This is a genomic window from Brevibacillus schisleri (genome assembly GCF_055685845.1).
This window is the reverse complement of record NZ_JBVNDM010000001.1, coordinates 2,762,883-2,789,245: the sequence shown is the minus strand read 5'-3', so window position 1 is coordinate 2,789,245 and position 26,363 is coordinate 2,762,883. Positions and strand designations below refer to the sequence as shown.

The window sequence follows — 26,363 nt, the reverse complement described above, 5'->3', positions numbered from 1 at the left end:
CCGGGCTTTCTGTATCATTTCGATGCTTATTTTTTCCCATTCTCATCCAGAGCTTTTGCATAATATTCTTCCTGAATAGACTCCGGCACCATACTCCCGCCCGTCGCCCATACAATATGGGTCGCATTATTCATTTTTTCCGTTAGCCCTTGCTTCACCAGGTAGTGACGCCCTGCCTCCTGCTGAAACAATCGAACAGATCCTGGCATGCCCGCCAACGCAGACGGCTCCAATCGAATGGATTCGAGATCACGCAAGGCACGCAACAAGGCGTATAGCTCTTCGTCAGCGACTGTATATACACCACTGAGCAGATTTTCCATGGTTTTCCCTACGAATCGCGAAGGACGGCCAACAGCCAAACCATCCGCCTCTGTCTTGTTATCGATTCCAAAGTCTTGAACGGAAACTTTGTCATGCAGTCCTGTCATTAAACCTAGCAGCATGCAGGGTGAATGGGTAGGTTCCGCAAAAAAGCAATGAACATTGTCTCCGTAGATAAGCTTCAATCCGTACGCCACGCCGCCAGGACCTCCCCCCACCCCACACGGCAGGTAGACAAACAACGGGTGATCGTTATCTACTGTAATCTGCTGCTCCTCAACCTGTTTCTTTAATCGTCTGGCTGCTACTGCATAGCCAAGGAATAGACGCTTGGAGTTCTCATCATCGATGAAATAACAATTCGGGTCGGCGTCCGCCTGCTTTCTGCCCTCTTCCACCGCTTTCCCATAATCCGATGCGTATTCGACTACCTGGACCCCTTTTGCCCGCAACAATTCCTTTTTCCATGCTTTAGCGTCCGCTGACATGTGAACAGTGACTTGAAAACCGAGCTTGGCGCTAATGATCCCGATGCTCAAGCCGAGATTTCCTGTCGAGCCTACTGCAATAGAATAACGGGAAAACAGTTCATGGAAGGCATCTGTGGCCAAAATAGCATAATCATTGTCCGGTTGCAGCATCTGATGCTTTTGGGCTAATTCTTCTGCATGTGCCAGCACCTCGTAGATGCCGCCCCGGGCTTTGATCGAGCCTGCAATAGGCAAATGGCTGTCGCATTTTAACCAGAGATTCCCCTGAATATTCGATGCAAAGCGAGCCTCTAGATGCTTTTGCATCTCTTTTATCGGAACGAGTGGGGACTCAATCAGTCCACCGGCAGCGCTCGTCTCGGGAAAAGCCAATTGAATGAACGAGCCAAAACGCCGCAAACGTTCTTCAGCATCCTGGACCTCCTCAGGCGTAACCAAGAGAGTTGCTTTTGCAATCTCGTCATAACCAGGGTTCGTCCAAAAAACTTCATCGGTCTCTAGCATGCTAGGAAGAAGCGGATATTTCGTTTTCCACTCCTCGATTGTTAACCCTTCCACATTTTCATTGTCTCCCATCTTGAACGAGCCCCCTATTCTTCCTTCCACTCTTTTTTTTATTATAACGAAATATTACAAAACTTCTTTAAGAAAACCAAATAAAAATAACTGCTGAATCCACTCATTTGATACAATGGTCGTTAAAGAAGTTGACTGTAACAAAAAGGAAAGTGATAACATGTATCGCTATACCATATGCTTTCTCAAACATAGAAATGGAATACTCATGCTAAATCGCAACAAATCACCGTTAATGGGGCTATGGAATGGCGTAGGCGGTAAGCTAGAGCACGGAGAGACTCCACTGGACAGTGTCCTTCGCGAGGTTCGGGAAGAGACGGGCATTTTGTTAGAAACCGCTTGCTACAAAGGAATTGTCTCTTGGCGAGTCGATGGGGTTAAAACGGGCGGTATGTATGCATTTCTCGCTCATCTTCCAGAAGACTACGAGCGCTCTCAAACCCCACAGGTCGTGGAAGAAGGTATACTTGACTGGAAAGAGCTAGCTTGGGTCTTGGACCCCGACAATGCTGGCGTTCCAGAAAACCTTCCCAAGTTTTTACCTTACATGTTGGAAGAGGATGAACCTTGTCAGCATATCTTTACGTACGAAAATAGCCTGGTTGTCAACTACGAAACAGCTTCATTGCCAAAGCCGGTAGCCACTTGAATCGGAGGAGAAACACAGATGGAAATTCGCAAGCTTGCAGCACAGGAACAACCACCAATGGATTTACTTTTTATGGCTGACCCCTCTGTCAGATTGGTGAAAGATTATTTACAAAGAGGCCAATGCTACGTCGCTGTTTTGGAGGAGAGCATCGTAGGTGTGTACGTCCTGATACCAACCAGACCGGATACGATTGAGCTTGTAAATGTTGCCGTTGATGAAGCCCATCATGGCAAGGGCATTGGCAAAAAGCTCGTTCTTCATTCCATTGAAGTATCCAAATCTCTCGGTTATAAGACGATCGAAGTCGGCACAGGGAATTCTAGTGTGGATCAGCTCGCGCTTTATCAAAAGTGTGGATTTCGGATGAGTTGGATCGATCGGGACTTTTTCTTGCGGCATTATGAGGAAGAAATTTACGAAAACGGGATTCAAGTGGTAGATATGGTTCGCCTCTCTCAAGATATTTGAGATGATTGTCTAGAAACAGTGTGAACCGAATGAGTATACATAATTTATATTATGTTATCTTTGTATAGGAAAAGGTGATGCCAGATGATCACGCACTTTTCAAAATTAACCTTACAAACTGTGTCCATCCAAGGGGTACATCAGGTTTACGCAGACCGTCTCGGCTTTCCGATTTCATCTCAATCAGACAAACAGATCACGTTTCAAGTCACACCCGATTTTCGTTTAACCTTTGTAGAAGTGTATGAACCGATATCCCCCGCCCATATTGCTTTTCAAGTGCCTTATTCCCTGTTTCATCAATCAGCGAAAAAGATCAAAGAATCTGGTCTTTTGATTGTTCGATGGGAGGATGGGCATGACATTGATGAGGAAAAAGGACGGCTGAACCTGTATTTCCGTGATGGTGACGGGAATCTTCTTGAGATTATTGCCCACGAGTATGTGTCAGAGGAGGTCATCGAGCCATCCACTCCCCTGCACATTCTGTATTTACGGGAAGTGGGCTGTCCTGTGGAAAGTGTACCTGTTTTTACGCAATGGCTAAAATCGAATCTCAGCATGAAAACATACGAGGATGGCGATATTTTTAACTTCGTTATCAGCGGAACGGCACATATTGTAGCCACATGGAAAAACAGGCCTTGGATTCCCATTGCCATGAAAGCGTTGCCACCGAAAATGCACGTCACTTTTGGAACACCTGACCAAACGTTCCTACAAAAAGTGCGGAGGCGCTTTGAAAAAAGCAACGTCCTCTTCCACTCGGATGCTCAAGAGCTGACGTTCGTCAAGAAAGGATACTCGTTTTCTGTTATCCATACACCCGAATTCGCTCCTGATATCCCGAGCAAATTGCAATTACCACTTTCTATCTCCACCTAGCAATACAGCGGCAGACGGGGACTTCAGACGTTGTCCCTACTGCCGCTGTTCTGCTTTCACGCTATCCTCGGGCGACCTTTCTCTTCAAAAGTGGCTCGCGACCTTCGCGTCCTTGTGTTTTCGCAAGGTAGATGGCGTATTCAAGCGGGCGAGTAATGGCATTCTTGTACTGCCCCGTTGCCCCCATCTCCCGGAAAATTTCCCGCGCTGGCTTGGGATTCACTTCGATCAGCCAGGCACGACCATCTACATCGATACCAATATCCAGCCCAAATTCAACCATCCGTCCAAAATGATCCTCGAGTGTTTCCGCTGTTTGAAAAGCGAGCTGCTCGCAATCATGCACGATCTGCGCAGTACGTTCCTCCCCGAACCTCGGGCGGAGAAATACCGATACAGGGATAGCTCTTCCGCCTCCATGCAGATTAGAGGTGGCACTGCGTTCTGGACCCACGCGAATCCCATGACCTGTAATGCTCCATTCACCCTGCCCATTCTTTTGAATCAAGAGACGCATGTCTACTGCCCGCGAAGGAACCAACTGCAATCGAAGCCCTTGCTGAACGATGTATTTCTCCTGTCTCGTCCAACGATCTACCCATCTCTGGGCGGCGGCTTTGTCTCTTACGACTGTGGATACTTTCGCCCTTTGCTTGTTACGACCGAGCAGTCGAAGTTCGTCGCCACGCTTTTCAATCGACAGGATGTTTCGTCCCCCTGTTCCATTGAGTGGCTTTACATAGAGCAACGGATGCTTGCCTAACATGTTCACCAGGCTTTGTCGGTTGTACAGGTGTGTCTCCGGAAGCCAGCGATGCATTCTCGGGTCCCGATGCAGCACCTCATGTACACGCCATTTGTTTGCCAAGCGATTGTTTGCATACAAAAAATTACTCGTCCGCCGAAAGGCCACATAGTTCTTAAACGCTTGTGTTGGTGTATAGCGGTATCGGTCGAATACAGCGTCTGGACGGTCAAATATTCTTGCTTGCCAGCCACCATTACTCCCTGGGACATACCCTCTCACCTGCTTGCCGGCTCCAAGGACATCGTTTGGTGAAAACAGGAAGGCGGTACAGCCCAGTTCTTGTCCAGCCTTGAGCAGTCGCCGAAAATAGGTTGGCTCTGCAAAGCGCTTGCCTTCCCGCCAAGTCAAGATGCCGATTATGGGTCGTTTCAAAAGACCACCCTCTCTCGTTTCCTCCTTGGCAGTTTATTCAGTCCGTCGTCAAATGGCGATTATCTCAGCTTCTTTTCCAAGTGAAACAGATCGAGTGGCAACGGGGCTGTGACTTCGATGACTTCTCCCCCGAATGGATGCTCAAATTTGAGCACGGCTGCGTGCAGCGCTTGTCGCTTAATGAGTTCGCGCTTGCCACCATACAGTTCATCCCCTAGAAGCGGGTGCCCAATATGACTGAAGTGAACGCGAATTTGATGGGTTCTCCCCGTCTCCAATTGACATTCTACTTTCGTGGCTGTTTGAAAACGTTCCTTCACCTGGTAATGGGTAATCGCTGGATCGCCGTTAGGTGTGACTCTTCGGCGCGTCCCATGATTTCGATCTTTTCCGATGGGTTCATTGATTTTCCCGCGCTCTTTGGGCATTTGTCCCGAAACATACGCGACATAGGTACGCTTGATTGTGCGCTCACGCAGCATTTCATCTAACAGGGCAGAGGCCCACGGATGCTTCGCGTACAGAACAACGCCTGACGTATCCTGATCCAGTCGATGGACATGGCGGACCTTGGCTTCCAAACCTGTACGGAAAAAGTGCCCCGACACGAGATGATCCAACGTCACATGATGGTAGCGTTCGGTCGGATGTAACAGAAGACCGACCGGCTTATTCACGATGAGCAAATGATCATCCTCGTACAAGATCTCCGGCGCTTCACTGGCCGGATCAAGCCCCAATGGCTCTGGCTTGCACATCCTCAGACGAATTTCCTGCCCTGCTTTACCTACAACATGCTGAGCGACAGGTTCCCCATCCAGTAGTACTTCTTTGTGTTGGAATAAAAGATGGACCTGCTTGCGAGGCAGCTTCCACTCTTCGCGCAGCAGGTTCCCAATCGGGATGGCATCATCTTTGTCTCGGAGGTGAGCCACGAGCCATTCCCCTTCTTTTTTCATGTATAACATTTCTGTCTATCTCCCTGCTCTATGTTCATGCAATTACGCTTGCTCGATTCCTTTACTAACTTGAATAGCACGATCCAGGAAATGCTCGATCTCCTCACGACTTTTTCCGAGCTTGCTGACGAATCGAACCAGTTCTTTTCCATTGTGGAACGCAATAAAGCTCGGAATCCCGAAGACATCGTACTTTTCGGACAGGTCCGGGAGAGTATCACGGTTGACTTCGATCATATCCAGCTGTTCTTTGTATTTTTCCTCCACGGCAGGCATGAATGGATCAATGCGATGACAATCTGGGCACCAATCCGTGAAGAATTTGACGATGACTGGCTTGGTTGCTGCGATTACTTGCTCGAACTCAGCTTCTGTCTTAATTTCTCTCATGTTATCTTCCTCCCAGAATGATTTGGAAATAGTGTACCACAGGCGCGGGCTGTTTGGGACGTTTAGGAGAAACAATTGCCATCACTAACAAATGAGCAAACGGAAATCCTATCTCTTGTAACCCCAAAAAATTTCAAGGTAGGTGCTACTCATGAAGAAATTCGCTGCTTTGTTAATGGTTGCATGCTTGGTAACTACTGCAATTCCTGTGTCTGCCGCAACACATGACGGTCACAAAAAACACCACAAGGTACAAACAAAAGCGCATCATATGAAGACCAAGGCTCACCATATGAAAACCAAGGCACATAAAGGCAAAGCTCATATCAAGGCTCTGCCGAAAACTGGTATGGGTGGAGCAAGCAATTAAAGGGGGATCTTCCCCCTTTTCTTTGCAACTTATGAAAAAACTTCTTGGGTCCCTTCTATTCATTAGTTTGGTTACAATTGGTTGCGGCCATACAACTCAACAACCTGTCGAAGCTCCTAAAATCGAAAGTACCATGCAAAAACCAGCAGGGCCCATCTATATCAAACAAACGGTTACCGTTTATGGTCCTTCGCTGCCACCTCAACTGACGTTCCTTCCTGCCCCTCCTCTTCCAGACGGAATCATGCCAACACTTCTACATATTCCGAAACTGAAACTGCAAGCTCGTGTAGAACCTGTCGGCGTTTTACCGAATGGGCAAATGGATGTCCCAAAGGCTTTTGATCGCGTGGGTATTTTGTCGCCATGGACGAAGCCCGGAATGAAGGGGAATGCAGTGATCGCCGGTCATTTTGATCATTATACGGGTCCAGCTGTTTTTTACCATCTGAAAAAACTAAAGCCCGGTGACAAAATCACCGTGCGTGAAGCAAAAGGAAAAACGCTTACCTTCCAAGTTCGCAGAGTAGAAAGCTTCCAGACGGCCGAAGCTCCCATCGACCAGATTTTCGGGAATGCAGAGCGCTCCCATCTGAATTTGATTACCTGCTCCGGTAAATTTAATAAGAAAACACAGGAGCACGCTCGCAGGCTCGTCGTCTTTTCCGAACTTGTTCAAGATACAAAGCTCCAAGATGAAAAACCCAGTGTTCGCAAATGAATGCGGCGACTGGGTTTTCTTGTTTGCCTTTAAATTTTTCCACCCTGCTCGATCAGATATTGCACAAATGCTTCAGCCGGGCGTGACAACGGTTTGTCCTTCCGATACGCCACAACGAGTGTGCGAGAAGGTTTTGTTTTTATCCGCACATAAGTTGGGGGTTCGATCGTTCCGGGTGCGAGTGTAATCATCTTCGGTGCAAACGACAACCCCATGCCTGCTGCAACAAGTGACTGAGCCGTCTGGATGTTCGAGCTCTCAAACACGATTCGCGGTCGGAATCCCGCCTGCTCACAGAGCCGAAGTGAAATCGTGCGGAAGCCTTGTCCTTCTTTTAACAGGATAAAAGGCTGATCGGCTACCTCTGCGAGATCGACTTCTTTTCGTTTCGAGAGTGGATGATTGGCTGGTACCGCCAAAAAGATTTCTTCGTTGATCGCGGGAATGATTTCCAGAGACGGATCACTGATGGGCATGGTTAGTAGGCTAACATCAATTTTTCCCCGTACGAGCAGCTGCTCCAAATGACTCGACGTTTCCTCCATCAATTGCAGCTCGACGCCGGGAAATTGTTTTGTAAACGTAGGCAACACCCTTGGCAGCACGTACGCCCCTGTGATCGGCAAGCTTCCTACAAGCAATTTGCCGCTTTCTCCTACCGCATAAGCTCTCATTTCCCGCTCAAGTCCCTCTGACATGTCGACAAGCGTTTGCGCCACCTGTATAAAGCGCTGGCCTGCATCAGTCAGTTCTACGTGCTGCGGCAAGCGATGGAACAAGCTGACACCGAGTATTTTCTCCAGCTTCGCAATTTGTTGACTCAACGACGGTTGGGCCAAATGTAATCGATTGGCTGCACGGGAGAAACTGCGTTCTTCCGCAACAGCGAGTACATAACGAATTTGTCGTAACTCCATATAGACCTCCCGATAGGCAAAAACTATCCTTCTTATAATTATTATATCTTTGAACTATTCTCTTTGCCATGTTACAACATTGTTAAGAGTTTTTGAACGAAGGAGGAAAACATGATGACAGCCCGTACGATGTTTGAAAAGATTTGGGATAATCACGTTATTCACGAAGAGGCAGGCAAGCCGAGCCTTTTGTATATCGACCTGCACCTGGTTCACGAGGTGACTTCACCGCAAGCTTTCGAAGGACTTCGCTTGGCTGACCGCAAAGTACGCCGACCAGAGCTTACCTTCGCAACGATGGACCACAATGTACCGACTGCTGACCGTTTTAATGTCAAAGACCCGATTTCTCGTCAACAAATGGAAACCTTGACGGCGAACTGTGAAGAGTTCGGGATCACACTCGCGGATTTGAACAGCCCGGATCAAGGAATCGTCCACGTCATTGGTCCTGAGCTCGGGCTCACACATCCAGGCAAAACAATCGTCTGCGGTGACAGCCACACCTCCACTCACGGAGCATTTGGTGCCCTTGCCTTCGGTATTGGTACCAGTGAAGTGGAGCATGTACTCGCGACACAATGCTTGCAGCAATCCAAACCAAAAACAATGGAAGTACGCGTAAACGGCGACCTGCCATTCGGTGTCAGTGCAAAAGATTTAATTTTGGCGATTATCGCAAAATACGGAACTGACTTTGCAACTGGCTACGTCGTAGAATACACAGGCGCTGCGATCCGCAACCTGACCATGGAAGAACGCATGACTGTATGCAACATGACGATTGAAGGTGGCGCTCGTGCCGGCTTAATTGCTCCTGACCAGATTACGTTTGACTACCTGAAAGGCAAGCGATTCGTTCCACAAGGGGAAGATTTCCTTGCAGCTGTCGAAGCTTGGAAAGAGCTGTGCACGGACGAAGGTGCTGTGTTTGATGCCTGTGTAGAAATCGAGGCAGCCGAGATCGCTCCGCAAGTGACGTGGGGAACGAGCCCAGGTATGGGGACAAACATTACCAGCACCGTTCCAAGCCCTGAGTCATTCGAGACAGTCGCTCAGCGCAAGGCGGCACAGGATGCTCTGGCGTACATGGACCTTGCACCTGGCACTCCGATGAGCGAAATCAAAATCGATCGCGTCTTTATCGGCTCCTGTACAAACGGTCGGATCGAGGACTTGCGCAAAGCAGCCGAAGTGGCAAAAGGACGCAAGGTCTCCCCTTCCGTACACGCGATGGTCGTTCCTGGCTCTCAAGCAGTTAAGCAGCTCGCTGAACAAGAAGGCTTACATCTCATTTTCCAAGAAGCTGGCTTTGATTGGCGCGAATCTGGTTGCTCCATGTGTTTGGCGATGAATCCGGATATCCTGTCCGAGGGTGAGCGTTGTGCTTCTACCTCGAACCGGAACTTCGAAGGACGTCAAGGACGCGGCGGACGGACACATCTGGTCAGCCCGGAAATGGCAGCAGCAGCAGCTATCGCAGGTCGCTTCGTCGATGTTCGTGAATGGAAAAGCGAGAACGCTAGCAAGGAGGTCTTCCAATGAATCCATTTGTCATCCACACCGGAGTGGTAGCCCCACTCGATCGTGTAAACGTAGATACGGACGCAATTATCCCTAAGCAGTTCTTGAAGCGCATTGAGCGCAGCGGTTTTGGTCAATTCCTGTTCTACGAATGGCGCTTTACTGTCGATGGTGCGCCAATCGATTCGTTCATTCTGAATACGCCTGCGTACAAGGAGTCTACTGTCCTTCTTGCCCGCAACAATTTTGGCTGCGGCTCCTCTCGTGAGCATGCGCCATGGGCTCTCCTTGATTATGGTTTCCGCTGTGTAATTGCTCCATCCTTTGCGGACATTTTTTACAACAACTGCTTCAAAAACGGCATTCTGCCAATCAAGCTGAGCGAAGAGCAAGTCGATGAGCTGTTCAACCGTGCCGAAAACAAGCCGAACTATCAGCTGACCATCGATTTGCAAGAACAAGTCGTTCGTGACAATGAAGGTCTCTCCTACCCGTTCGAGGTTGACTCCTATCGTCGTTACTGCCTCCTGAATGGTCTCGACGATATTGGAATTACGTTACAGTACGAAGATAAGATCGCTGCATACGAGGCAAATCGTTAAGTTTCAATCGATAGCATTACGAATAGAAAAAGCGAAGGCATCCACGAATGTGTGCCTTCGCTTTTATCATATTTTCTCTAGAAGAATATACATGTGGCTTTCATCAAAGTATTGACCGCCATTTTTCAATGCACGCTTTTCTAACCCATATGGAAGAAAGCCCATTTTCTCATAGAGACGAATGGCAGCCGGATTGGTCGTGACGACAGCAAGCTGTACCGTATCAATATCTCCCCGCTCCTTTAAGTAGGCAAGCTCTGCCTGCATGAGCGCTTGTGCGACACCAGTCCCGCGATACGCTTCACGAACGTACATGGAGACGATTGAAGCTTTGTGTCTCGCTTTCAGCCCTCTGTGGCGGAAAAAACCGATGATACCAGCCAGCTCTCCCCCCACAAATGCACCAAAATAGCCGCTATCACCTGACTCCCCTTGAGAAAGTCTTTGCCGCCACTCTTCCATCGTTACCTGCATTGCTTCTTCATAGGTAGAGCCGAATGCGTCTGGGTCTGTTTGCAGCCCTTCCAGTCTAATCTTTACCAACTCATCTGCATCGTCTGGTCCCAAAAATCTAACTTCCATGCTAGGCTGCACCTCTCCTATTTTTGATTTCCACTTATCTTAGTCAAGAGTTGCTCGAAAGTAAAGAACTATCTAAAAAAAGCGCCAGGAGCATCTCCCTAGCGCTTGAACCTCATCCTATGCAGTTCCCGTCTGGTTTGGATTGCTTTGCCCAAACAGCTCTAGTGCTTGCTCCCGCAGCTTGAACTTTTGTATTTTACCGGAAGCGGTCATCGGGTATTCGTCTACAAACTGTATGTAGCGAGGGATTTTGTAATGAGCGATCTTCCCTTCGCAATAGTCCCGTACCTCATCCTCCGACAACGTTTCATGAGGCTTTACCCGAATGCACGCCAGCATCTGCTCTCCATATTTGGCATCAGGTACCCCTACGATCTGGACGTCCAACACTTTTGGATGCGTATAGAGGAATTCTTCCACTTCACGGGGATAAATATTTTCCCCTCCGCGAATGATCATGTCTTTGAGCCTGCCGGTAATCCGATAGTAGCCTTCCTCATCTACGGTTGCCAAGTCTCCGGTATGTAGCCAGCCTTCGTGATCGATTGCCTTGACTGTCTCCTCTGGCATATTGTAATAGCCCTTCATGACCAAGTATCCTCGCGTGCACAGCTCACCTTGTACACCTGGCGGCAAAATGTCACCTGTCGCGGGATCGATGATTTTTGCTTCCACCTCTGCGTGCAGACGACCGACAGTCGATACTTTTCGCTCGAGAGAGTCCTCTGGGACGGTTTGTGTGATGACGGGAGAAGCTTCGGTTTGTCCGTACGCTATCGTAATGTCACGGATTCCCATTTGATCGACGACCTTCTTCATGACCTCAATCGGACATAAAGAACCAGCCATGATGCCTGTTCGCAGGGAACTCAGGTCACGCTCGGCAAACGACGGGTGGTTCAATTCCGAAATAAACATCGTGGGTACACCGTACAATGCTGTGCAGCGTTCGGCTTCCACAACCGCAAGGACCACACCAGGATCAAAGGCGATGACAGGAACCATCGTCGCACCTGTCGCCACACATGCCAAAGTCCCCATCACACAGCCAAAGCAGTGGAAAAACGGAACCGGAATGCACACCTTATCCGCTAACCCGAGCCGCTGACATTCCGCTACCTTGATGGCATTGTTGACGATATTGACATGCGACAGCATGACTCCCTTTGGAAAGCCAGTCGTCCCGGATGTGTACTGCATATTGATGACATCATCAGGTGAGAGCGTCGCCTGGCGCGCGTTCCGCTCTTCTTCCGTGACCCATGCAGCACGTTCGAGCAAATCACTCCACAAAAACATTCCGGGTTGTTGCTCATTCCCTAGATAGATCACATTTTTTAAATGCGGAAGCCTTTTGGATTGAAGCGCTCCAGGTTCACAGGTTTGCAATTCTGGGCAAATCTCTTGAATCATGGCGAGATAATTCGCATCGCGATAGGAATCCATTAAGAGAAGCGTCGTCGCCTCTGATTGACGTAGCAAATATTCCAGTTCATGTACCCGGTAGCTCGTATTGACGGTTACCAGTACACCGCCCATTTTCGCTGTGGCAAATTGTGATATCACCCATTCAGGCACATTGGTTGCCCAAATTGCGATATTTTCCCCTTTTTGAATGCCAAGAGACATAAATCCTCGCGCTGCTTGATTGCATATCGCTTGAAATTCTCCAAACGTATAGCGAAGCCCTCGTTCGTGATAAACCAGCGCTTCCTTTTCCTGATACTTACTGGCTGTGTCGTCTAACATGTTGCCGATTGTGGTCATATGAATCATACAAGCACCCCCAAAACATTCAGACTATTCTGTAGGATTCTTCTTTTTCGCCACAATCCCTTCTTTTTCCATTATCGTCCTTCTTTTCCTTCCTCTCAAAAAGAAAAGCGTCCCTTTTCTGGAACGCGATCTGTTTTACTTCACAACGATTTTTTTCGTAGTCTCTATCTTGTATGGCAGATGGTTGCTGTAGTTGAGCTCTACGCGAATTTCATGCTCTCCCTTGGGCAACTTTTTCAGCAAAAACTCTGGTTGATAAATCATCCCTTTTGGTTCGCCATTCAGGTATAGATGTGCGTGTCCCTCTCCAAAGACTGGGGCCTCGGCCAATTCGCCATTATCCTGGACGAACGTGAAGTTCTGTGTTAGCAAGGATACCTCTGCCGTTGTCCCATCCACCTTGACCTCCATATTCACCGCCGGCTTTTCTGCCCCTGCTGGCTGGTTCATGGGAGCGCTCGCTGTAACAGCGGCAGCTGGATCCGATGGTCGATAAGAGTCCGAGACGCTCAGAGGGTCTTTGACCAGAAGTACGATGCCTGCCACCAGTACTACAAGGAAAACAATTCCGCCCAAAATGAGATTGCGCATACTGATAATAAAGACCTTCATGTCTCTACTCTCCCTTTCGCAAGTGCTTGTCACTTATTTGTACATGCATATGCGAGAATGAAGAGAGTTAGAAGCAAAAACTTTTCTAGTAGTTATCGGTAGTTAATAAATTGTACTTCCAAAGGCAGATCAGCCTTGCGGATTGCATTGATAATTTGCTGTAATTCATCTTTGCTTTTTCCCGTCACGCGTATTTGATCGTCTTGAATCTGTGTTTTCACTTTGAGTCCTGTATCTTTGATGATGCTGTTGATCTTTTTCGCATTGTCTTTGTCGATCCCCTGCACCAGCTTGACACGCTGACGGACAGTACCACCCGCTGCCGGTTCCGTTTTGCCGTAGTCGAGGTTTTTGATCGGGACATCCCGTTTAACGAGCTTGCCAAGCAAAATGTCCTTTACCTGACTGAGCTTGAATTCGTCATCGGAGACGAGGACGAGCTCTTCCTTTTCCAAGGAGATACTGCTCTTGCTCCCTTTGAAGTCAAAGCGATTTTCTATTTCTTTTAATGCGGTCTGAATCGCATTGTTCACTTCGGCCAACTCTACCTTGGACACGATATCAAATGAGCTCTCTTTACTCAAAGGAATTCCCCTCTCTTTTATTAAATCGCGCGGATCAAGCCACCGTCGACGAGGAAGGATTGACCTGTCACGTAGCTGTTCGCTGGCGAAGCCAAGAACGTCACCATGCGAGCAAACTCGTCAGGCTGACCGTATCTGCCCAATGGGATTTGCTTCTCCCAATTTTCCCTAACTTCATCAGCACTGATGCTCTTCGCCTCTGCGGTAAGCCCATCCAATTGTGCCACCCGATCCGTCGCAATTCTGCCCGGCCCAATGGTGTTAATCAGAATCCCATCTGGTCCGAGTTCTGACGAAAGCGTCTTGGAAAGGCCCAATACCCCAGTACGAAACGTATTGGACAGAATCAAATTCTCAATCGGCTGTTTAAAGGACGAGGAAGCGAAGTTGATGATTCTGCCAAACTGATTCGCTCGCATATGCGGCAAAACAGCACGAATGGCACGTACATAGCTGAGCAAATTTAGCTGGAAGGCTTGCATCCACTGCTCGTCGGTGAGCTGATCGAATCTGCCTGTTGCAGGCCCACCTGAATTGTTAATTAATATATCGACGCTGCCAAAATGCTTGACCGTTTCTTCGACAACTCGCTTGATATCTTCTTCCTTCGTCACATCCATTGTTGCGGCAAGAGGTGATTTTCCAGTAGCCTGTTCGATCTCTGCACGAACGATTTCGAGAGCAGCTTCATCTCTACCGCATATCGTGACATTCGCTCCTTCTTGGGCGAGGCACTGCGCTGTTGCCTTTCCCAATCCTTTTGACGAGGCGAGTATCAGAGCCGTTTTTCCTTGCAAAAATAGATCCATATGCATGCTCCTTTCATGGTTCACTCATGTATGTATCTTGATCTCTTTATTCTACAGAACTTTCAGATGAAGGAAAAGCAAAAGAGAAGGGGTACAGCATATGCTCCCCTTCTCTTGCGAATCGCTATACCTCTGTCGGAGGTACGTTCTTGTCTTTGTTTTGCTTTGCCTCTCGTTTTGCTTCGCGCTTCGCTTGACGAGCCGCTTTTCTTGCCAGTCTTTTTGCCTTCGCCCCCTCAAACAGGGAGTACAAGACAGGAACGAGCACCAGTGTTACGACCGTGTGAAAAATCAAACCGGAGATAACGGCTGTTGCAAGTGGCGCTTCCAAATCTGAGCCTTCCGCCATGGCAAGACCCATCGGCAGCATCCCGAGGATCGCCGTCAGCTTCGTCATAATAACGGGACGAATACGTTCCTTCGTTCCTTGGATAATCGCCTCTGCAGTTTCCATTCCACGTTTGCGCAGCAGGTTGATCCTATCGATCAAGAGGATCGCGTTGGATACGACGATACCGACAAGCATGATAATCCCGATCATCGCCATTTCACCGAATGTCCGTTGTGTAAGGACGAAGCCAAGCACAACACCGACCAAGGCCATTGGAATGGTCAGCATGATGATAAACGGCTGAGACATCCGCCCGAACTGGGCAACCATGATGACGTAAATCAGAGCCAGAACACCTAAGAATACGAATATCCCTTGGCTCATGTTCGTGCTTTGCTCTTTCAACTTACCGGCGATTTCCACTTTATAACCCGCTGGAACAGGCACGTTTGGCAATTTCTCATCAATCTCACGGCCTACTGCCCCTAATTCACTTCCCAGCATCTCGGCAGACACCGTTACGATGCGTTCGCCTTCTTTACGCTCAATCGTAATCGGAGACTTACTGTACTCCATAACCACCAGATCTGCCAAAGGCACTGCTGCCCCGTCTTTCGATGTCACCGTAATCGTTTTGAGCTGATCTGGGTGCTTCAGCCAGTTGTCCGGCATCTTGGCAACGACGTCTACTTCAATTCCATCTTGTGTGATCGACGTAATGTGTTGGCTGCCGATTAACACGCTCATTTGTTGCAAAAGTGAACGGTGATCTACATTCAGTCTAGTAAGTGCATCTTGTTTTGGCAGCAACGTGACCTTTTCTTTTCCTTCTTTAAAATCGTTGCGAATGTTGGTGAGCCCGTTGATCGTGCCAAGCATCGCTTCCAAATCGGTTGCGACCTTCCGCATGACCTCCATGTCATCCCCGTAAACATCCAGTTGGATCGGGCCGCTTCCGCCTTGTTGTCCGAAAGACATAGAGACGGATTCGATTCCTGGGGTCTCATTCAGGCGCTTATTAATATCCTCGTTCAAAGCGTCCTTATCACGTGTTCTGTCCGTCTTCGGAATTAAGGAAATGAACAAGGTTGCTTCTTCCTTGGAAGTAAAGAAGAATACATCCTTTATCTCCGGGATCTCCCGCAGCGATGTTTCCGCGGTGACGGCTGCTTTTTGGGCTGTTTCCAACTTAGAACCGATTGGCATCTTCATATTGACAAAAACAATATTTTCGTTGGCGTTAATTCCTTGACCCATTTTCATAAAAGGTGTGAGGAAAGCGGAACCAACCAGCAATGCAATCGCAAGTAAAACCGTTTTTACCCGATGTCTAATCGCTACTTGTAAAATACCACTGAATACGCGAATGATAAGGTGTTCCTTGCCTTCTCCTTCTAACGAAACATGCTTATCCTTCTGCAAGAAGCGATTGGAAAACACGGGAACGAAGAAGTAAGCAGCGATCGTCGATGAAATAATGGCAGCGGAAACCGTAAAGGCAATTGTGGCCAAAACCGGTTTCAGCCAATCTTCAAAATCCGCAAAGACAAGTGGCAAAAAGACGATGATGATCGTGAGCTGCGAGGTGAACACAGGTGTCAAAACTTCTCTTGTACCTTTAATAATAGCCTGCTTCAGCTCTTCGCCCTTTTCCCGGTAGTGATAAATACTTTCCAATACAACGATGGCGGCATCGACGATCAAGCCAACTGACAAGCTCAGCGACAGCAAGCTGATCATATCAATGTTGTAGCCTGCGAGTTTCATCGCGATGAACGTCATGAACGCAGAGAGCGGCAGCGTCGTAGCGATGACGAGTGTGACCCTCCAGTTGCGAAGGAAAACGAACAAGATGATGATCGCAAGCGCCCCACCAATCATGACATCCCGGCTGAGGTTGCTCACCGCATGCTCGACAAAGGAAGCTCCTTCGAACATAACTTTGATGTTGTATTTGCCGTTTGCTTCTGTGTTTATTTTGCGAACGACTTCTTCTACACTCTTTTGTGTCGTGATCAAGTCATAGCCATCTGCCCGCGTCACGCTGAGTTGAATAAACACGGAACCGTTTGTCAGGGCGACGTAGTCTTTCACTTTTCCACGCAAATCTTCAATTTGTGCCAATTGGTTCAGAGAAACGGTTCCTTTCGGTGTATCAATTGGCAGTGCCTCTATCTCCTGCGGGGTCTGATAAGTATTGTCAATCATGACAACCGTATCAAATCCCGTGTTCTCCAGTGTACCAATCCCTTGCTTCCAGTTTGTATCCTGAAGCTGTGAAATGATAGCCGCTGGCGTTGTTTGATAGGCATTCAATCGCTGTGGCAAAAAGGATATGGTAATTTTATTCTCGAAGCTTTTCTCTTCTACGATTACTTCCTTGACGCCCTCAACTTCTTCAATACGGTCCTTGATCGACGTTTTTGCCAAGCTCAACATGGTCTTCGGCTCTGCTCCGACGACGGCAAAATCAATCATTTGATCGCTACCCATATTGCTCTGAAAGATATCTACAGTGTTAACGGCTTTCGGAAAACCATTTCGGAGACGGTTAACGGCATTTTGTACATCTTGCTTAACCTCCTCGCCTTTTCCTTCATTTGCAGAAATATTGATTCTAACGTGACCTGCACTTGTTGAAGAAGAGTATTTTTTAATATCATTAATCGACTTTAGTTCTTGCTCTACTTTCTTCGTTACTTTTTCTTCCATCTCTTCTGGTGGAAGTGCACCACCGGAAATTCTTACGTTAATATCTGGGAAATTCGTCTTTGGAACCAATTCGACATTAAAACTGAATAAGGAACCCAAACCTGCAATGACGAGCAAAAATGTAAACAAGTAGACGATTAGCTGTCTTTTCAGCAAAAAGAGAATCACTTTGTTCATGCAACTATTCTCCCTTCGCCTCTACTTTTTGCCCTTCGACGTAGAATGTAATTCCACTGCGCAGGAGTTGGTCGCCTTCTTTCACTCCAGATACGACTTCGATGGAGTCTCCGACCAATTGACCGGTCTTCACTGGTTTTTTTACTGTCAGTCCATTCTCTACTGCCATTACGTAATGGTCGGTTTGACTCACGCCGACACTTTCTAGCGGCACGAGGAAGCCATTCACTTGGCGCGGCACCTCAATTGTTGCGGCCATTCCTCCACGCCAGTACCCATCTGTATTCGGAATCGTGATCTCGACGCGGTACTTCCCTGTATCCTTGTTCACAACTGGAGAGATAAATGCAATGGTCCCTTCACTTTTCTTACCATCGTCTGCCAAAGCCTGCACCTTCGTTTTCTCACGGAATTGGCCGATCAATTCATTGGAGACATCCAAGGTTACCTTTACGTCGGACAGGTCAACAATACGAATAATTTCTTCACCTGGAGAAGCCTGTTCTCCGATTTGCAGCCTTACATCCACGACTGTTCCTGCAAATGGCGCCTGAATTTTCGCATCATCCAAGCTCTTCTTCGCGCGGTCTACACCACCAGCAGCAGCTTTAATCGATGCATTGGCGACCATGACATCTTCTGGCTCCGCTCCTTTTTGCAGCTCATTCAGAGACAGCTGAGCGTCACGCAGTGTAATCTCTGCTTGCGTAACGGCCCGTTTACTCGCATTTATTTCGTTTTGCGAAATGGCTCCGCCAGCAAACAGCTTCTCACTTGTTGCGAGGTCCTGCTTTGCTTTATCCAGACTGTCTTGCGCACTTTTTACCTGCAAGCGTTTCTGCTCAAGTGCTTCTGCTGTCGCGCCTTTTAGCGTCTTGATTTTCCGCGCTGCTGCTTCCTCTACCTGCCCCTGTGCTGCTGCAATTTCTTTTTGGGTGTAACGCGTATCCAATGTGGCCAGTAGCTGTCCTTGGGCGATTTTTGCTCCTTTGGTCGCGGAGATCGCTGAGATCGTTCCGCCTGTACCAAATGACAGTACCGCATCCCGCTTGGCTTCCACCATCCCTGTGACTGCAAGCATCACTGGCTTTGTTGCCTTTTGGACCTTTACAACCTCTACTACCTTCGCCTTTGCCTCTGTCTGCTGTGATGCCTCTGGTGCTGGTGCTGAACAACCAGCAGCGACCAACATGACCGAAGCCAGAATAATGGATGCCCGTTTTTTCACTAGAATTCCTCCAAATTTTCACAATCATTCCTCATGGCGTAATTGTGCCAGTTTTTACCTCTGCTGCAAAACAGTCAGCGGGTGGAAATTTATCTCCGTCCCAAGACGGATAACAATATCGAACAGCGCATAAATAGATACGCAACAAAACTGGGAAAGTTACCTTTTATTGGACGATCCTGAGGGAAAATTTACAAAAAAAGCAGCCAAGTCATAGACTTGAACTGCCTTTTGGATTTGATCCATGTTATTGCTCGACCAGCTGTTCCAGTTCTTCGAGCAATTCCTTGAAGACACTCAATGCTTCCGCAATCGGCGTTGGCGACGTCATGTCTACGCCTGCGCCTTTGAGCAGATTGAGTGGATAATCTGAACTGCCGCCCTTGAGGAACTGCAAGTAACGATCCACGGCTGGCTGACCTTCCTCCAAAATCTGCTTGGAAAGAGACGTCGCGGCCGAGAAGCCAGTCGCGTACTTATATACATAGAATCCGCGATAGAAATGAGGGATCCGCGCCCATTCCAGATCAACTTCGCTGTCTACGACCATATCTGGACCATGATAGGCAACATTGAGCTCACGGTAAATCGTACTGAGAGATTCGGCTGTCAGCGGCTCTCCCTGCTCTTCTTTTGCATGCACAATTTTCTCAAACTCGGCAAACATAGTTTGACGGAATACCGTTCCACGGAACTGCTCCAGATAATGATTAATCAAGTACATGCGCTGTTTCTTGTCTGTCGTCGTCTCGAGCAAATGATTCATCAGAAGTGCTTCGTTCAATGTAGAAGCTACTTCTGCTACGAATATCTTGTAATCGGCATACGTGTAAGGCTGTGCGTGATTGGAATAGTAGCTATGCAAAGCATGCCCCATCTCATGCGCCAGCGTAAACATGTTGTTGACGTTGTCCTGATAGTTCATGAGGACAAACGGATGTGATGTGTAGGCGCCCCATGAGTAGGCTCCGCTTGTCTTTCCTTCATTTTCATGCACATCGATCCAACCGTTGGAAAAGCCCTCATCCAAAATGCGACCGTACTCCTCACCTAGTGGATGAAGCGCTTCTTTAATCGTTGAGACAGCCTGATCATACGGAATTTTCATGTCCGTCTCAGGTACAATCGGCACATACAAATCGTACATGTGCAATTCATCTACGCCCAATAATTTTTTGCGCAAAGCAATGTAGCGGTGCATGAGCGGAAGATGCTCGTGGATCGTTGCAATCAGGTTATCGTACACAGGGAGCTCCACATTATCGGCAAACAAGGCTGCGTACAGGGCAGACGGATATTTTCTCGTACGTGCGTAGAAAACATCCCCTTTGATGGCAGATGTCAGCGAGGCTGCGATCGTATTGCGGAACTTACCATACGTACTGTACAATGCCTCGAATGCTTCTTTGCGCACGCGTCGGTCCTTGCTTTCCATGAACTGCGTATAGCGTCCCTTGGTCAGCTCGACTTCCTCGCCGTTTTCATCCGTGATCATCGGAAATTTCATGTCAGCGTTGTTGAGCATCCCAAAAATTTTGGAAGGAGAGGACGCAAGCTCGCTCATGTTTGCCAGTAATGCTTCTTCCTCGGCGGATAGCGTATGTGGCTTAAAGCGAGTAATCTCATCCAACAAAATACGATAGTGCTCAAGACCCTCTACTTCTTTGATCCACGTCTGCAAGTCTTCCGTCGGAATCGCCAAAATCTCCGGCTGTATGTACGAAATGGAGCCGTATACTTGCGTGCTCAGGCTAGTCGCTCTGTCAGTCAACCCTTGATACTTACTATTCGCATTGTCTTCGTCTCGACGCATACGTGCATAGACGTACACTTGGTCAAGCGTCTTCAACAATTCATCTTGCAGAGTCAACACGGCCAGCAGCTGTTTACCGGAAGTAGCCAGAGAGCCTTTCATTGCTGCGATTTTTTCTGTGAGCTGTTTTACTTTTTGAACGTCCGCTTCCCAATCATTATCCGTGGGATACATGTCCTCAAGACGCCATTTGTATTCAGCGGGGACGTCACTGCGTTTCGGCAGTGTTTTGCTTTTATTCACCGTGATCACTCCCTCGTTATTCATGTAAGATGAAATGGTCAAATCATCCATATGTGTATCCTATCGTATTATGCCTACAGGTTCAAATCAATCAGACGCTTTCACGTTTTCCATAGAAAAAAGCCGAGCTTTCCCGAAATGGAAAAGTCAGCTTCTCCCTACACCGATATAGTGAAAGCCCGCTTCCTTTACCTCCTGGTTCGGCCAGGCATTTCGTCCGTCTACCAAGAGCGGCTGCGCCATGCTTTGATAAACCTGTTTCCAATCCAGTTGCACACACTGTTCCCATTCTGTGACCAATAAGGCGGCGTGTGCTCCCTCGCATGCTTCTGCTGCGGATTGCGTATACGTGATCTGTGGAAACTGCTTACTGACACCAGATACCCCAATCGGATCGAACGCCTTCACGGAAGCACCTTTTTGTAGGAGTGCTTCTATCAATTTGAGCGATGGCGCTTCGCGGATGTCATCCGTATCTGGTTTAAACGTCAACCCCAGAACGGCAATTTGTTTGCCTTTCAGATCAGGGAGTTGCAAGCACAGCTGCTCCAAAAACCAGGCCGGCTGCGTCGCATTCACTTCTCGCACTTTATCCAAAATGCTTAAGTGAATATTGTGCTCAGCTGCGAGCTGCAATAGTGCAATCGTATCCTTCGGAAAACAGGAGCCGCCATAGCCTACTCCTGCCCGTAAAAATTGCGGACCGATTCGGCTGTCCAGTCCCATTCCTCGCGCGATCGTCACGATATCCGTCCCGAGCGCAGTACTTAACCGTGCTAGCTCATTCATGAAGGAGATTCGCGTGGCCAAAAATGCATTGGAAGCGTATTTGATCAGCTCCGCGTTTGCTCTGCTGGTGATTACTCGCGGTGCCTTCACACCGCTGTACAGCTCCTCCATGCGGGCCGCTGCCTGAGGATTATCTACACCAATGACGATTCGCGAAGGCTCCAGTGCGTCTATTAATGCGCTCCCTTCCCGTAAAAACTCCGGGTTGGATGCAACAGATACCCCTTGACAGCCAGCCAGCATCCCCGCTACTTTTTCGCCAGTTCCGACTGGTACGGTACTCTTGATTACCACGATGCGTTCTTGCGGTTCGAGCGAATGGACCTTTTCCACGTCAGAAACAGCCCCGAGTAAATACGTTAAATCGGCTGTGCCGTCTACTGCTTCAGGTGTCCCTACACAAATGAAAAAAATCTCTGCATCCTTCGCTTCCGTCAGATCCGTATAAAAAGTAAGCGCGCCATCATCCAATACTTTTTTCAATGCCTCATCCAAGCCCGGCTCGTAAATCGGCGAGATCCCTTGGCGCAATTTTTCTACTTTAGATGCAACGAGGTCAATACCCGTCACCTGATGACCGTTCATGGCAAGGGAAACAGCAGTTGTCAAACCTACATAACCGGTCCCAATAACGGCAACTTTCATTCCTTCACCTCATCATTTTTTCGACACACGCAAATAGAGCTCTTCTAGCTTCATCCGTTGCTTATGGATGTCATGGTTTTTTTCTACTTTCAGTCGAGCCTCCGTCGTGATCTGTGTCCACTCGTGACTTTCTGTTAGTACACGGTTTATCATTTTCCCGAGCGCAGTCGGTGATTTCTCCGGAACCAGATACCCCGTCACTTTGTTTTCAACCAGCTCCGGAATCCCCGCGTGATAGGTGGAAATGACAGGGCGTCCGCTCGCCATCGCTTCCATGATGACATTAGGAATTCCCTCTTGGTTGCCATTTCGCGCTGTCTTGCAAGCGATGATGAATAAATGGCACTTGGCCAGTTCGCGCTGGACTTCACGATGTGGCAGAGCTCCTTTGAGCACGACTTGTGTGCCTAGCCTGTTTTTCTTAATCAGTCGTTTGAGCTTCTTTTTTTCTTCTCCATCACCGACGATGATTAGCTTCGCCTTGGGATATTTTTTATGCACATGCGTAAACGCCTTAATTAGCGTATCCATCCCCTTTTTTTCAGTCAGTCTCCCTACGCTTAACAATCGGTACTCCCCATTATCCACGGGCTGTGGCGGCAGCATGGGAAATTTGCGCAAATCAATTCCCGAGCGGATAAGGGTAATTTTGGACGGAGGACAGCCGAGACGAATCAGTCGCTTTCTCATGTGATTGCTGACGACTGTAAACGCCTGGCCCTTCCGAAAGAGACGCATAAGGGACCGTCTGTACACTGGATTTTCTTTTACACGCTTAGTCGCATCAAAGCCGTGAAAGGAAGTGATCAGGGGGAGCTTGCTTTTTTGTGCATAAGGAAGCAATTCTAACCCGGCAGGGCCAAAACGGGCATGCAGGCATTTAAAATTTTTTCGCCGCAGCCAAGTGGAGAGGCCGGCCATATGCTTGCGCACATAGACCGGCGAATAAGGAAATTGTTTTCGATTAAAGGCTCGCTGTCGGGTCAACACGACGGGTTTGACCACTTGATGTCCAAGCAATTGCTCGTAAATGAATGTTTCACTCTTGGGAAGAAACTTTCTGCGATAAACGAGGACCCGATGCATGCAACTGGCCTCCTTTATGACGGGTGTTACCCCTTCGATTGCGAACGAATCTCTGCTAATTGATGGCGAAGGCCCTCTTCTAGCGTCACTTTTGGTTTGTATCCCAAGCGTTGTTGGGCAAATTGGATGTCCGCACAGGTTCGTAGAGAGTCACCTGCGGGCCCATTTTGATACGTGATACGAGGGGTCAGATTCATTAACGTGCCCATGATGGATAGCACATCAATGAGCTTGATTTCCCGATCTCCCCCCACATTAAAAATGTCACCAGGAACAGCATGCTGTGCAGCGAGCAAATTCGCCTCTACCGCGTCTGTCACATACGTAAAGTCTCGTGATTGCTGACCATCACCATAGACGATGACCTGCTCGCCTTTCATCATTTGGCGAAAGAAACGATGGAAAGCCATATCCGGACGCTGTCTGGGACCATATACCGTAAAGTAGCGAAGCATGGTAACCGGAAGTCCATAAGCTTTCACATAAACCGAGCAGATTTGCTCCATCGCTTCCTTGGTCACTCCATAGGGGGAAACTGGGCGAAGCGGCGCATTTTCATTCGTTACGATCCCTTGCATCGTCCCGTAAACCGAAGAGGAGGACGAGACCACGATGACAGGTGGCTTCGGTCTTTGCAAACAAGCCTCCAACAATTCTTGTGTGGCCAAAATATTATGGCTAACATAATCAGCAAAGGACTTTCCCCAGCTGTTTCTCACGCCCGGCAAGGCAGCGAGGTGAAAAACAACATCGACGTTCTCGAGCCAAATGTCCCAACGCCCCGTCTGAAGCGTTGTCGAGTGGAAGGTGAAGGCAGGGTGTTTTCCTATTTCGGCCAGATTACGTAATTTCGCAGCTACATCGTAGTTATCGATGAACCCGTCTATCCCGATGACTGTTACGCCATCGTTCAACAATCGCTGCGTCAAATGAGACCCAATAAAACCTGCACAGCCGGTGACAAGAGCTTTCTTCATCGCCTCCGACGCCTCACTTTCTTGAGCCTTCTAATAACTAAATAACCGTCCTTGTAACCATAGATGGCCTTGTACTTTTTGCCCCACCTATTCAGATAATATTTGAATGTTTTTTTTCTTAAATAATTTCGGCGGAACTTCATCTTGCTATCCGTGAGCTGACCTTTATGCTTCGTCCGGTTGTAAAGGATTTGGTTGATGTACCTCACCCGATACTTTTCAATTAATCGCAAAATGATTCGCCGATCCTCCATAATCCTTCCCTCGTATCGATCCGAGGTATCCCAACCACCCACTTGATGTAGGGCTTCTACGCGATAGCAACGTGGAGAAACCATCCAGCGATTGTACTTCAGAAACTGGTATTTATTATGAAATGTCTTGTGCTTCACCTTAATCGACTTGGTATATTTTCCATGCCGAACTTTCCAGATGTTCATGTTCCCATAGAAGAGAGCTGTGCTTTTCCTGCTTTTGTGGATGTATTTTTTAAGTACAGCCAGCGTTCGTTTCGGTAACCAGTCATCGGAATCGAGTTGTACGAGATAAGGAGTATCCACCATTGACAATGCCTGATTCATGACTTTGCCGATCCCAGAATTTTGTTCCATTCGATGATACATAATGTTTGGGTGGTACATATATTTTTCAATTTTACTTCTGGTGCGATCGGTGGACGCATCGTCAATGATCAACAGCTTCCAATCCTTTGAGGTTTGATTCAAGACGCTTTTGATGGCTTTACGAATAAACTTGGCGCGATTGTATGTCGGAATGACTACAGTAAAGGTCGGATTCATACGTCCTCCCTCTTGACTGCCGGAATGCAAATGGACGATTTGTCGCTTACAATGAAGACTCCCGTACTGTTAGAAGATTGACCCGTCATCATCGATGAGCGGCCGAAAACGCTGTTAGTTATTTTCCAGGCAATGTCATGCAACGAGCAATTTTCCAGCAAGATACTATTTTCGAGATACGAGCAATTTTTCAAGCTTACGCCATTTTGGATCGAGACGTAGGGTCCGATTTGACAATTTTCGATCACACAATCTTCACCGATTAGTACGGGACCCGTAATCTTCGAATTTTTTACAATCGTTCCTTTGCCAATTTGATGTTGATTGCCTAGCTCCCTCGTAAGCATCCACTGGTTGGCCTCTAGCCAGCGATCAATAGTTCCCACATCCGAATATTTCCCGTTGGTGACGGAGTGAGCCAATTTGAATCCGCGTTTAATCATCGATTGAATCGCATCCGTTATTTCTAGTTCGCCTCGGGGAGATGGCTGCAGGGTAGCAATTGACTCAAAAATAGGTGGCGTAAACAGGTATGCGCCAATCACAGCGAGGTTGCTCTTTGGCTGACGTGGCTTCTCCTCTACAGAGATTAGTCGTCCTTTTTGTACTTCTGCGATCCCATAATCCTGTGGTCTCTCCACTTGACTTAGCATCACGACACCGTCAGATTTCCCCTTCGCAAACGCTTTGGTAAGCCCGTGAAGCGAATCCATCAATAAATTATCACCTAGTAGCAAGATAAACGGTTCGTCTTGCAAAAACGGTTGCGCTAGCTGGACTGCATGGGCAATTCCCAGTCGTACCTCCTGCCTGATAAACGTAATGGTAGCCCCGAATTGACTACCATCACCCACCATGGGAGGAATCTGTGATTGAGAAGGATGTATCACGATGCCAATGTCCTGAATGCCCACTTCACGCAGTTTGCGAATGCAATAGTGTAAGACCGGGTGATTGGCCACAGGGAGGAGGGTTTTCGGTTGCGAATAGGAAAAGGGGTGCAGTCGCGACCCACGTCCAGCACACAAGATTAACCCTTTCACAAGTATCACTCCCCAGTTGTGCTCTGCGATACTTATAAGGTATGCGTATCTGGATTGCTGGACAGGGCAGACGTCCACAATGACACAAGAAAAG

General features: G+C 48.1%; 25 protein-coding genes. 7 read left to right on the top strand and 18 right to left on the bottom strand.

From position 1 onward, the window contains the following. Nucleotides 1-26: 26 nt before the first annotated feature. The gene (locus ACUUHJ_RS13905; protein ID WP_472299108.1) at nucleotides 27-1,391 is read right to left on the bottom strand and encodes a D-serine ammonia-lyase; all 1,365 of its coding nucleotides are present in this window, start codon (nucleotides 1,389-1,391) and stop codon (nucleotides 27-29) included. A 160-nt stretch (nucleotides 1,392-1,551) separates the two neighbouring features. Here ACUUHJ_RS13905 and ACUUHJ_RS13900 point away from each other — a divergent pair, with 160 nt between their 5' ends. The 3 genes from ACUUHJ_RS13900 to ACUUHJ_RS13890 all read left to right on the top strand — a co-directional run bounded on the left by ACUUHJ_RS13900 (nucleotide 1,552) and on the right by ACUUHJ_RS13890 (nucleotide 3,399). Then, the gene (locus ACUUHJ_RS13900; protein ID WP_472299107.1) at nucleotides 1,552-2,043 is read left to right on the top strand and encodes an NUDIX hydrolase; all 492 of its coding nucleotides are present in this window, start codon (nucleotides 1,552-1,554) and stop codon (nucleotides 2,041-2,043) included. 18 nt (nucleotides 2,044-2,061) lie between these two features. Beyond that, nucleotides 2,062-2,514 carry a GNAT family N-acetyltransferase gene (locus ACUUHJ_RS13895; RefSeq protein WP_472299106.1) on the top strand — a complete coding sequence of 151 codons (453 nt, stop codon included), beginning with the start codon at nucleotides 2,062-2,064 and terminating at the stop codon, nucleotides 2,512-2,514. Nucleotides 2,515-2,598: 84 nt separating this feature from the next. Further along, nucleotides 2,599-3,399, top strand: a complete 801-nt coding sequence (locus tag ACUUHJ_RS13890) for a VOC family protein (protein WP_472299105.1) — start codon at nucleotides 2,599-2,601, stop codon at nucleotides 3,397-3,399. Nucleotides 3,400-3,460: 61 nt separating this feature from the next. Here the strand turns inward: ACUUHJ_RS13890 and ACUUHJ_RS13885 are convergent, their stop codons facing one another. Genes ACUUHJ_RS13885 through ACUUHJ_RS13875 form a run of 3 tightly spaced genes read right to left on the bottom strand, consistent with a single transcriptional unit; the run spans nucleotide 3,461 to nucleotide 5,928 of the window. Beyond that, nucleotides 3,461-4,579, bottom strand: coding sequence for a YheC/YheD family endospore coat-associated protein (locus ACUUHJ_RS13885; RefSeq protein ID WP_472299104.1), 1,119 nt, complete (start codon nucleotides 4,577-4,579; stop codon nucleotides 3,461-3,463). A 59-nt stretch (nucleotides 4,580-4,638) separates the two neighbouring features. Next, nucleotides 4,639-5,547, bottom strand: a complete 909-nt coding sequence (locus ACUUHJ_RS13880) for an RluA family pseudouridine synthase (protein WP_142496130.1) — start codon at nucleotides 5,545-5,547, stop codon at nucleotides 4,639-4,641. A 33-nt stretch (nucleotides 5,548-5,580) separates the two neighbouring features. Next, entirely contained in the window at nucleotides 5,581-5,928 is a 348-nt protein-coding gene (locus ACUUHJ_RS13875; protein ID WP_012686219.1) for a thioredoxin family protein, read from the bottom strand. A 151-nt stretch (nucleotides 5,929-6,079) separates the two neighbouring features. On the opposite strand from ACUUHJ_RS13875, the gene ACUUHJ_RS13870 reads away from it, so the two are divergent. Beyond that, nucleotides 6,080-6,298, top strand: a complete 219-nt coding sequence (locus tag ACUUHJ_RS13870) for a hypothetical protein (RefSeq protein ID WP_012686218.1) — start codon at nucleotides 6,080-6,082, stop codon at nucleotides 6,296-6,298. A gap of 133 nt (nucleotides 6,299-6,431) precedes the next feature. Then, a complete protein-coding gene (locus ACUUHJ_RS13865; RefSeq protein ID WP_289677734.1) occupies nucleotides 6,432-7,019 on the top strand; it encodes a class F sortase in 588 nt (195 codons plus the stop codon). A 29-nt stretch (nucleotides 7,020-7,048) separates the two neighbouring features. On the opposite strand, the gene ACUUHJ_RS13860 is transcribed toward ACUUHJ_RS13865, so the two are convergent. Further along, nucleotides 7,049-7,936 (bottom strand): LysR family transcriptional regulator, encoded by an 888-nt coding sequence (locus tag ACUUHJ_RS13860; RefSeq protein WP_289677733.1) that lies wholly within the window; start codon nucleotides 7,934-7,936, stop codon nucleotides 7,049-7,051. 114 nt (nucleotides 7,937-8,050) lie between these two features. On the opposite strand from ACUUHJ_RS13860, the gene leuC reads away from it, so the two are divergent. Further along, nucleotides 8,051-9,481, top strand: a complete 1,431-nt coding sequence (gene leuC, locus ACUUHJ_RS13855) for a 3-isopropylmalate dehydratase large subunit (protein WP_289678082.1) — start codon at nucleotides 8,051-8,053, stop codon at nucleotides 9,479-9,481. Then, a complete protein-coding gene (gene leuD / locus ACUUHJ_RS13850) occupies nucleotides 9,478-10,062 on the top strand; it encodes a 3-isopropylmalate dehydratase small subunit (RefSeq protein WP_289677732.1) in 585 nt (194 codons plus the stop codon). The genes leuC and leuD overlap by 4 nt, the downstream gene beginning before the upstream one ends. Before the next feature lie 66 nt (nucleotides 10,063-10,128). Here leuD and ACUUHJ_RS13845 read toward each other — a convergent pair whose 3' ends face one another. From ACUUHJ_RS13845 to ACUUHJ_RS13785, 13 genes are all read right to left on the bottom strand, one after another. Continuing rightward, nucleotides 10,129-10,644 (bottom strand): GNAT family N-acetyltransferase, encoded by a 516-nt coding sequence (locus ACUUHJ_RS13845; protein WP_289677731.1) that lies wholly within the window; start codon nucleotides 10,642-10,644, stop codon nucleotides 10,129-10,131. A 117-nt stretch (nucleotides 10,645-10,761) separates the two neighbouring features. Next, nucleotides 10,762-12,420: an AMP-binding protein gene (locus ACUUHJ_RS13840; RefSeq protein ID WP_289677730.1), complete on the bottom strand. Its 1,659-nt coding sequence runs from the start codon at nucleotides 12,418-12,420 to the stop codon at nucleotides 10,762-10,764. A 135-nt stretch (nucleotides 12,421-12,555) separates the two neighbouring features. Beyond that, nucleotides 12,556-13,032, bottom strand: coding sequence for a hypothetical protein (locus ACUUHJ_RS13835; RefSeq protein ID WP_012686211.1), 477 nt, complete (start codon nucleotides 13,030-13,032; stop codon nucleotides 12,556-12,558). Nucleotides 13,033-13,124: 92 nt separating this feature from the next. Continuing rightward, entirely contained in the window at nucleotides 13,125-13,616 is a 492-nt protein-coding gene (locus ACUUHJ_RS13830) for a YajQ family cyclic di-GMP-binding protein (protein WP_472299103.1), read from the bottom strand. Between the two features lie 20 nt (nucleotides 13,617-13,636). Next, nucleotides 13,637-14,425 (bottom strand): SDR family oxidoreductase, encoded by a 789-nt coding sequence (locus ACUUHJ_RS13825; protein WP_289677728.1) that lies wholly within the window; start codon nucleotides 14,423-14,425, stop codon nucleotides 13,637-13,639. 124 nt (nucleotides 14,426-14,549) lie between these two features. Continuing rightward, on the bottom strand, nucleotides 14,550-17,645 hold the full coding sequence (locus ACUUHJ_RS13820; protein WP_472299102.1) for an efflux RND transporter permease subunit: 3,096 nt from the start codon (nucleotides 17,643-17,645) through the stop codon (nucleotides 14,550-14,552). 4 nt (nucleotides 17,646-17,649) lie between these two features. Next, nucleotides 17,650-18,873 (bottom strand): efflux RND transporter periplasmic adaptor subunit, encoded by a 1,224-nt coding sequence (locus ACUUHJ_RS13815; RefSeq protein ID WP_289677726.1) that lies wholly within the window; start codon nucleotides 18,871-18,873, stop codon nucleotides 17,650-17,652. Between the two features lie 247 nt (nucleotides 18,874-19,120). Beyond that, nucleotides 19,121-20,980 (bottom strand): oligoendopeptidase F, encoded by a 1,860-nt coding sequence (gene pepF / locus ACUUHJ_RS13810; protein WP_199927037.1) that lies wholly within the window; start codon nucleotides 20,978-20,980, stop codon nucleotides 19,121-19,123. Nucleotides 20,981-21,076: 96 nt separating this feature from the next. Continuing rightward, complete coding sequence (locus ACUUHJ_RS13805; protein WP_472299101.1) at nucleotides 21,077-22,363, bottom strand: UDP-glucose dehydrogenase family protein; 1,287 nt, start codon at nucleotides 22,361-22,363, stop codon at nucleotides 21,077-21,079. A gap of 12 nt (nucleotides 22,364-22,375) precedes the next feature. Beyond that, complete coding sequence (locus ACUUHJ_RS13800; RefSeq protein ID WP_172138061.1) at nucleotides 22,376-23,449, bottom strand: glycosyltransferase; 1,074 nt, start codon at nucleotides 23,447-23,449, stop codon at nucleotides 22,376-22,378. A gap of 26 nt (nucleotides 23,450-23,475) precedes the next feature. Beyond that, nucleotides 23,476-24,426 carry an NAD-dependent epimerase/dehydratase family protein gene (locus ACUUHJ_RS13795; RefSeq protein WP_289677723.1) on the bottom strand — a complete coding sequence of 317 codons (951 nt, stop codon included), beginning with the start codon at nucleotides 24,424-24,426 and terminating at the stop codon, nucleotides 23,476-23,478. Then, nucleotides 24,423-25,226, bottom strand: a complete 804-nt coding sequence (locus tag ACUUHJ_RS13790) for a glycosyltransferase family 2 protein (RefSeq protein WP_087350231.1) — start codon at nucleotides 25,224-25,226, stop codon at nucleotides 24,423-24,425. The genes ACUUHJ_RS13795 and ACUUHJ_RS13790 overlap by 4 nt, the downstream gene beginning before the upstream one ends. Then, nucleotides 25,223-26,269: a glucose-1-phosphate thymidylyltransferase gene (locus ACUUHJ_RS13785; protein WP_289677721.1), complete on the bottom strand. Its 1,047-nt coding sequence runs from the start codon at nucleotides 26,267-26,269 to the stop codon at nucleotides 25,223-25,225. Before ACUUHJ_RS13785 ends, ACUUHJ_RS13790 begins: the two co-directional genes overlap by 4 nt. Nucleotides 26,270-26,363 lie beyond the last annotated feature (94 nt).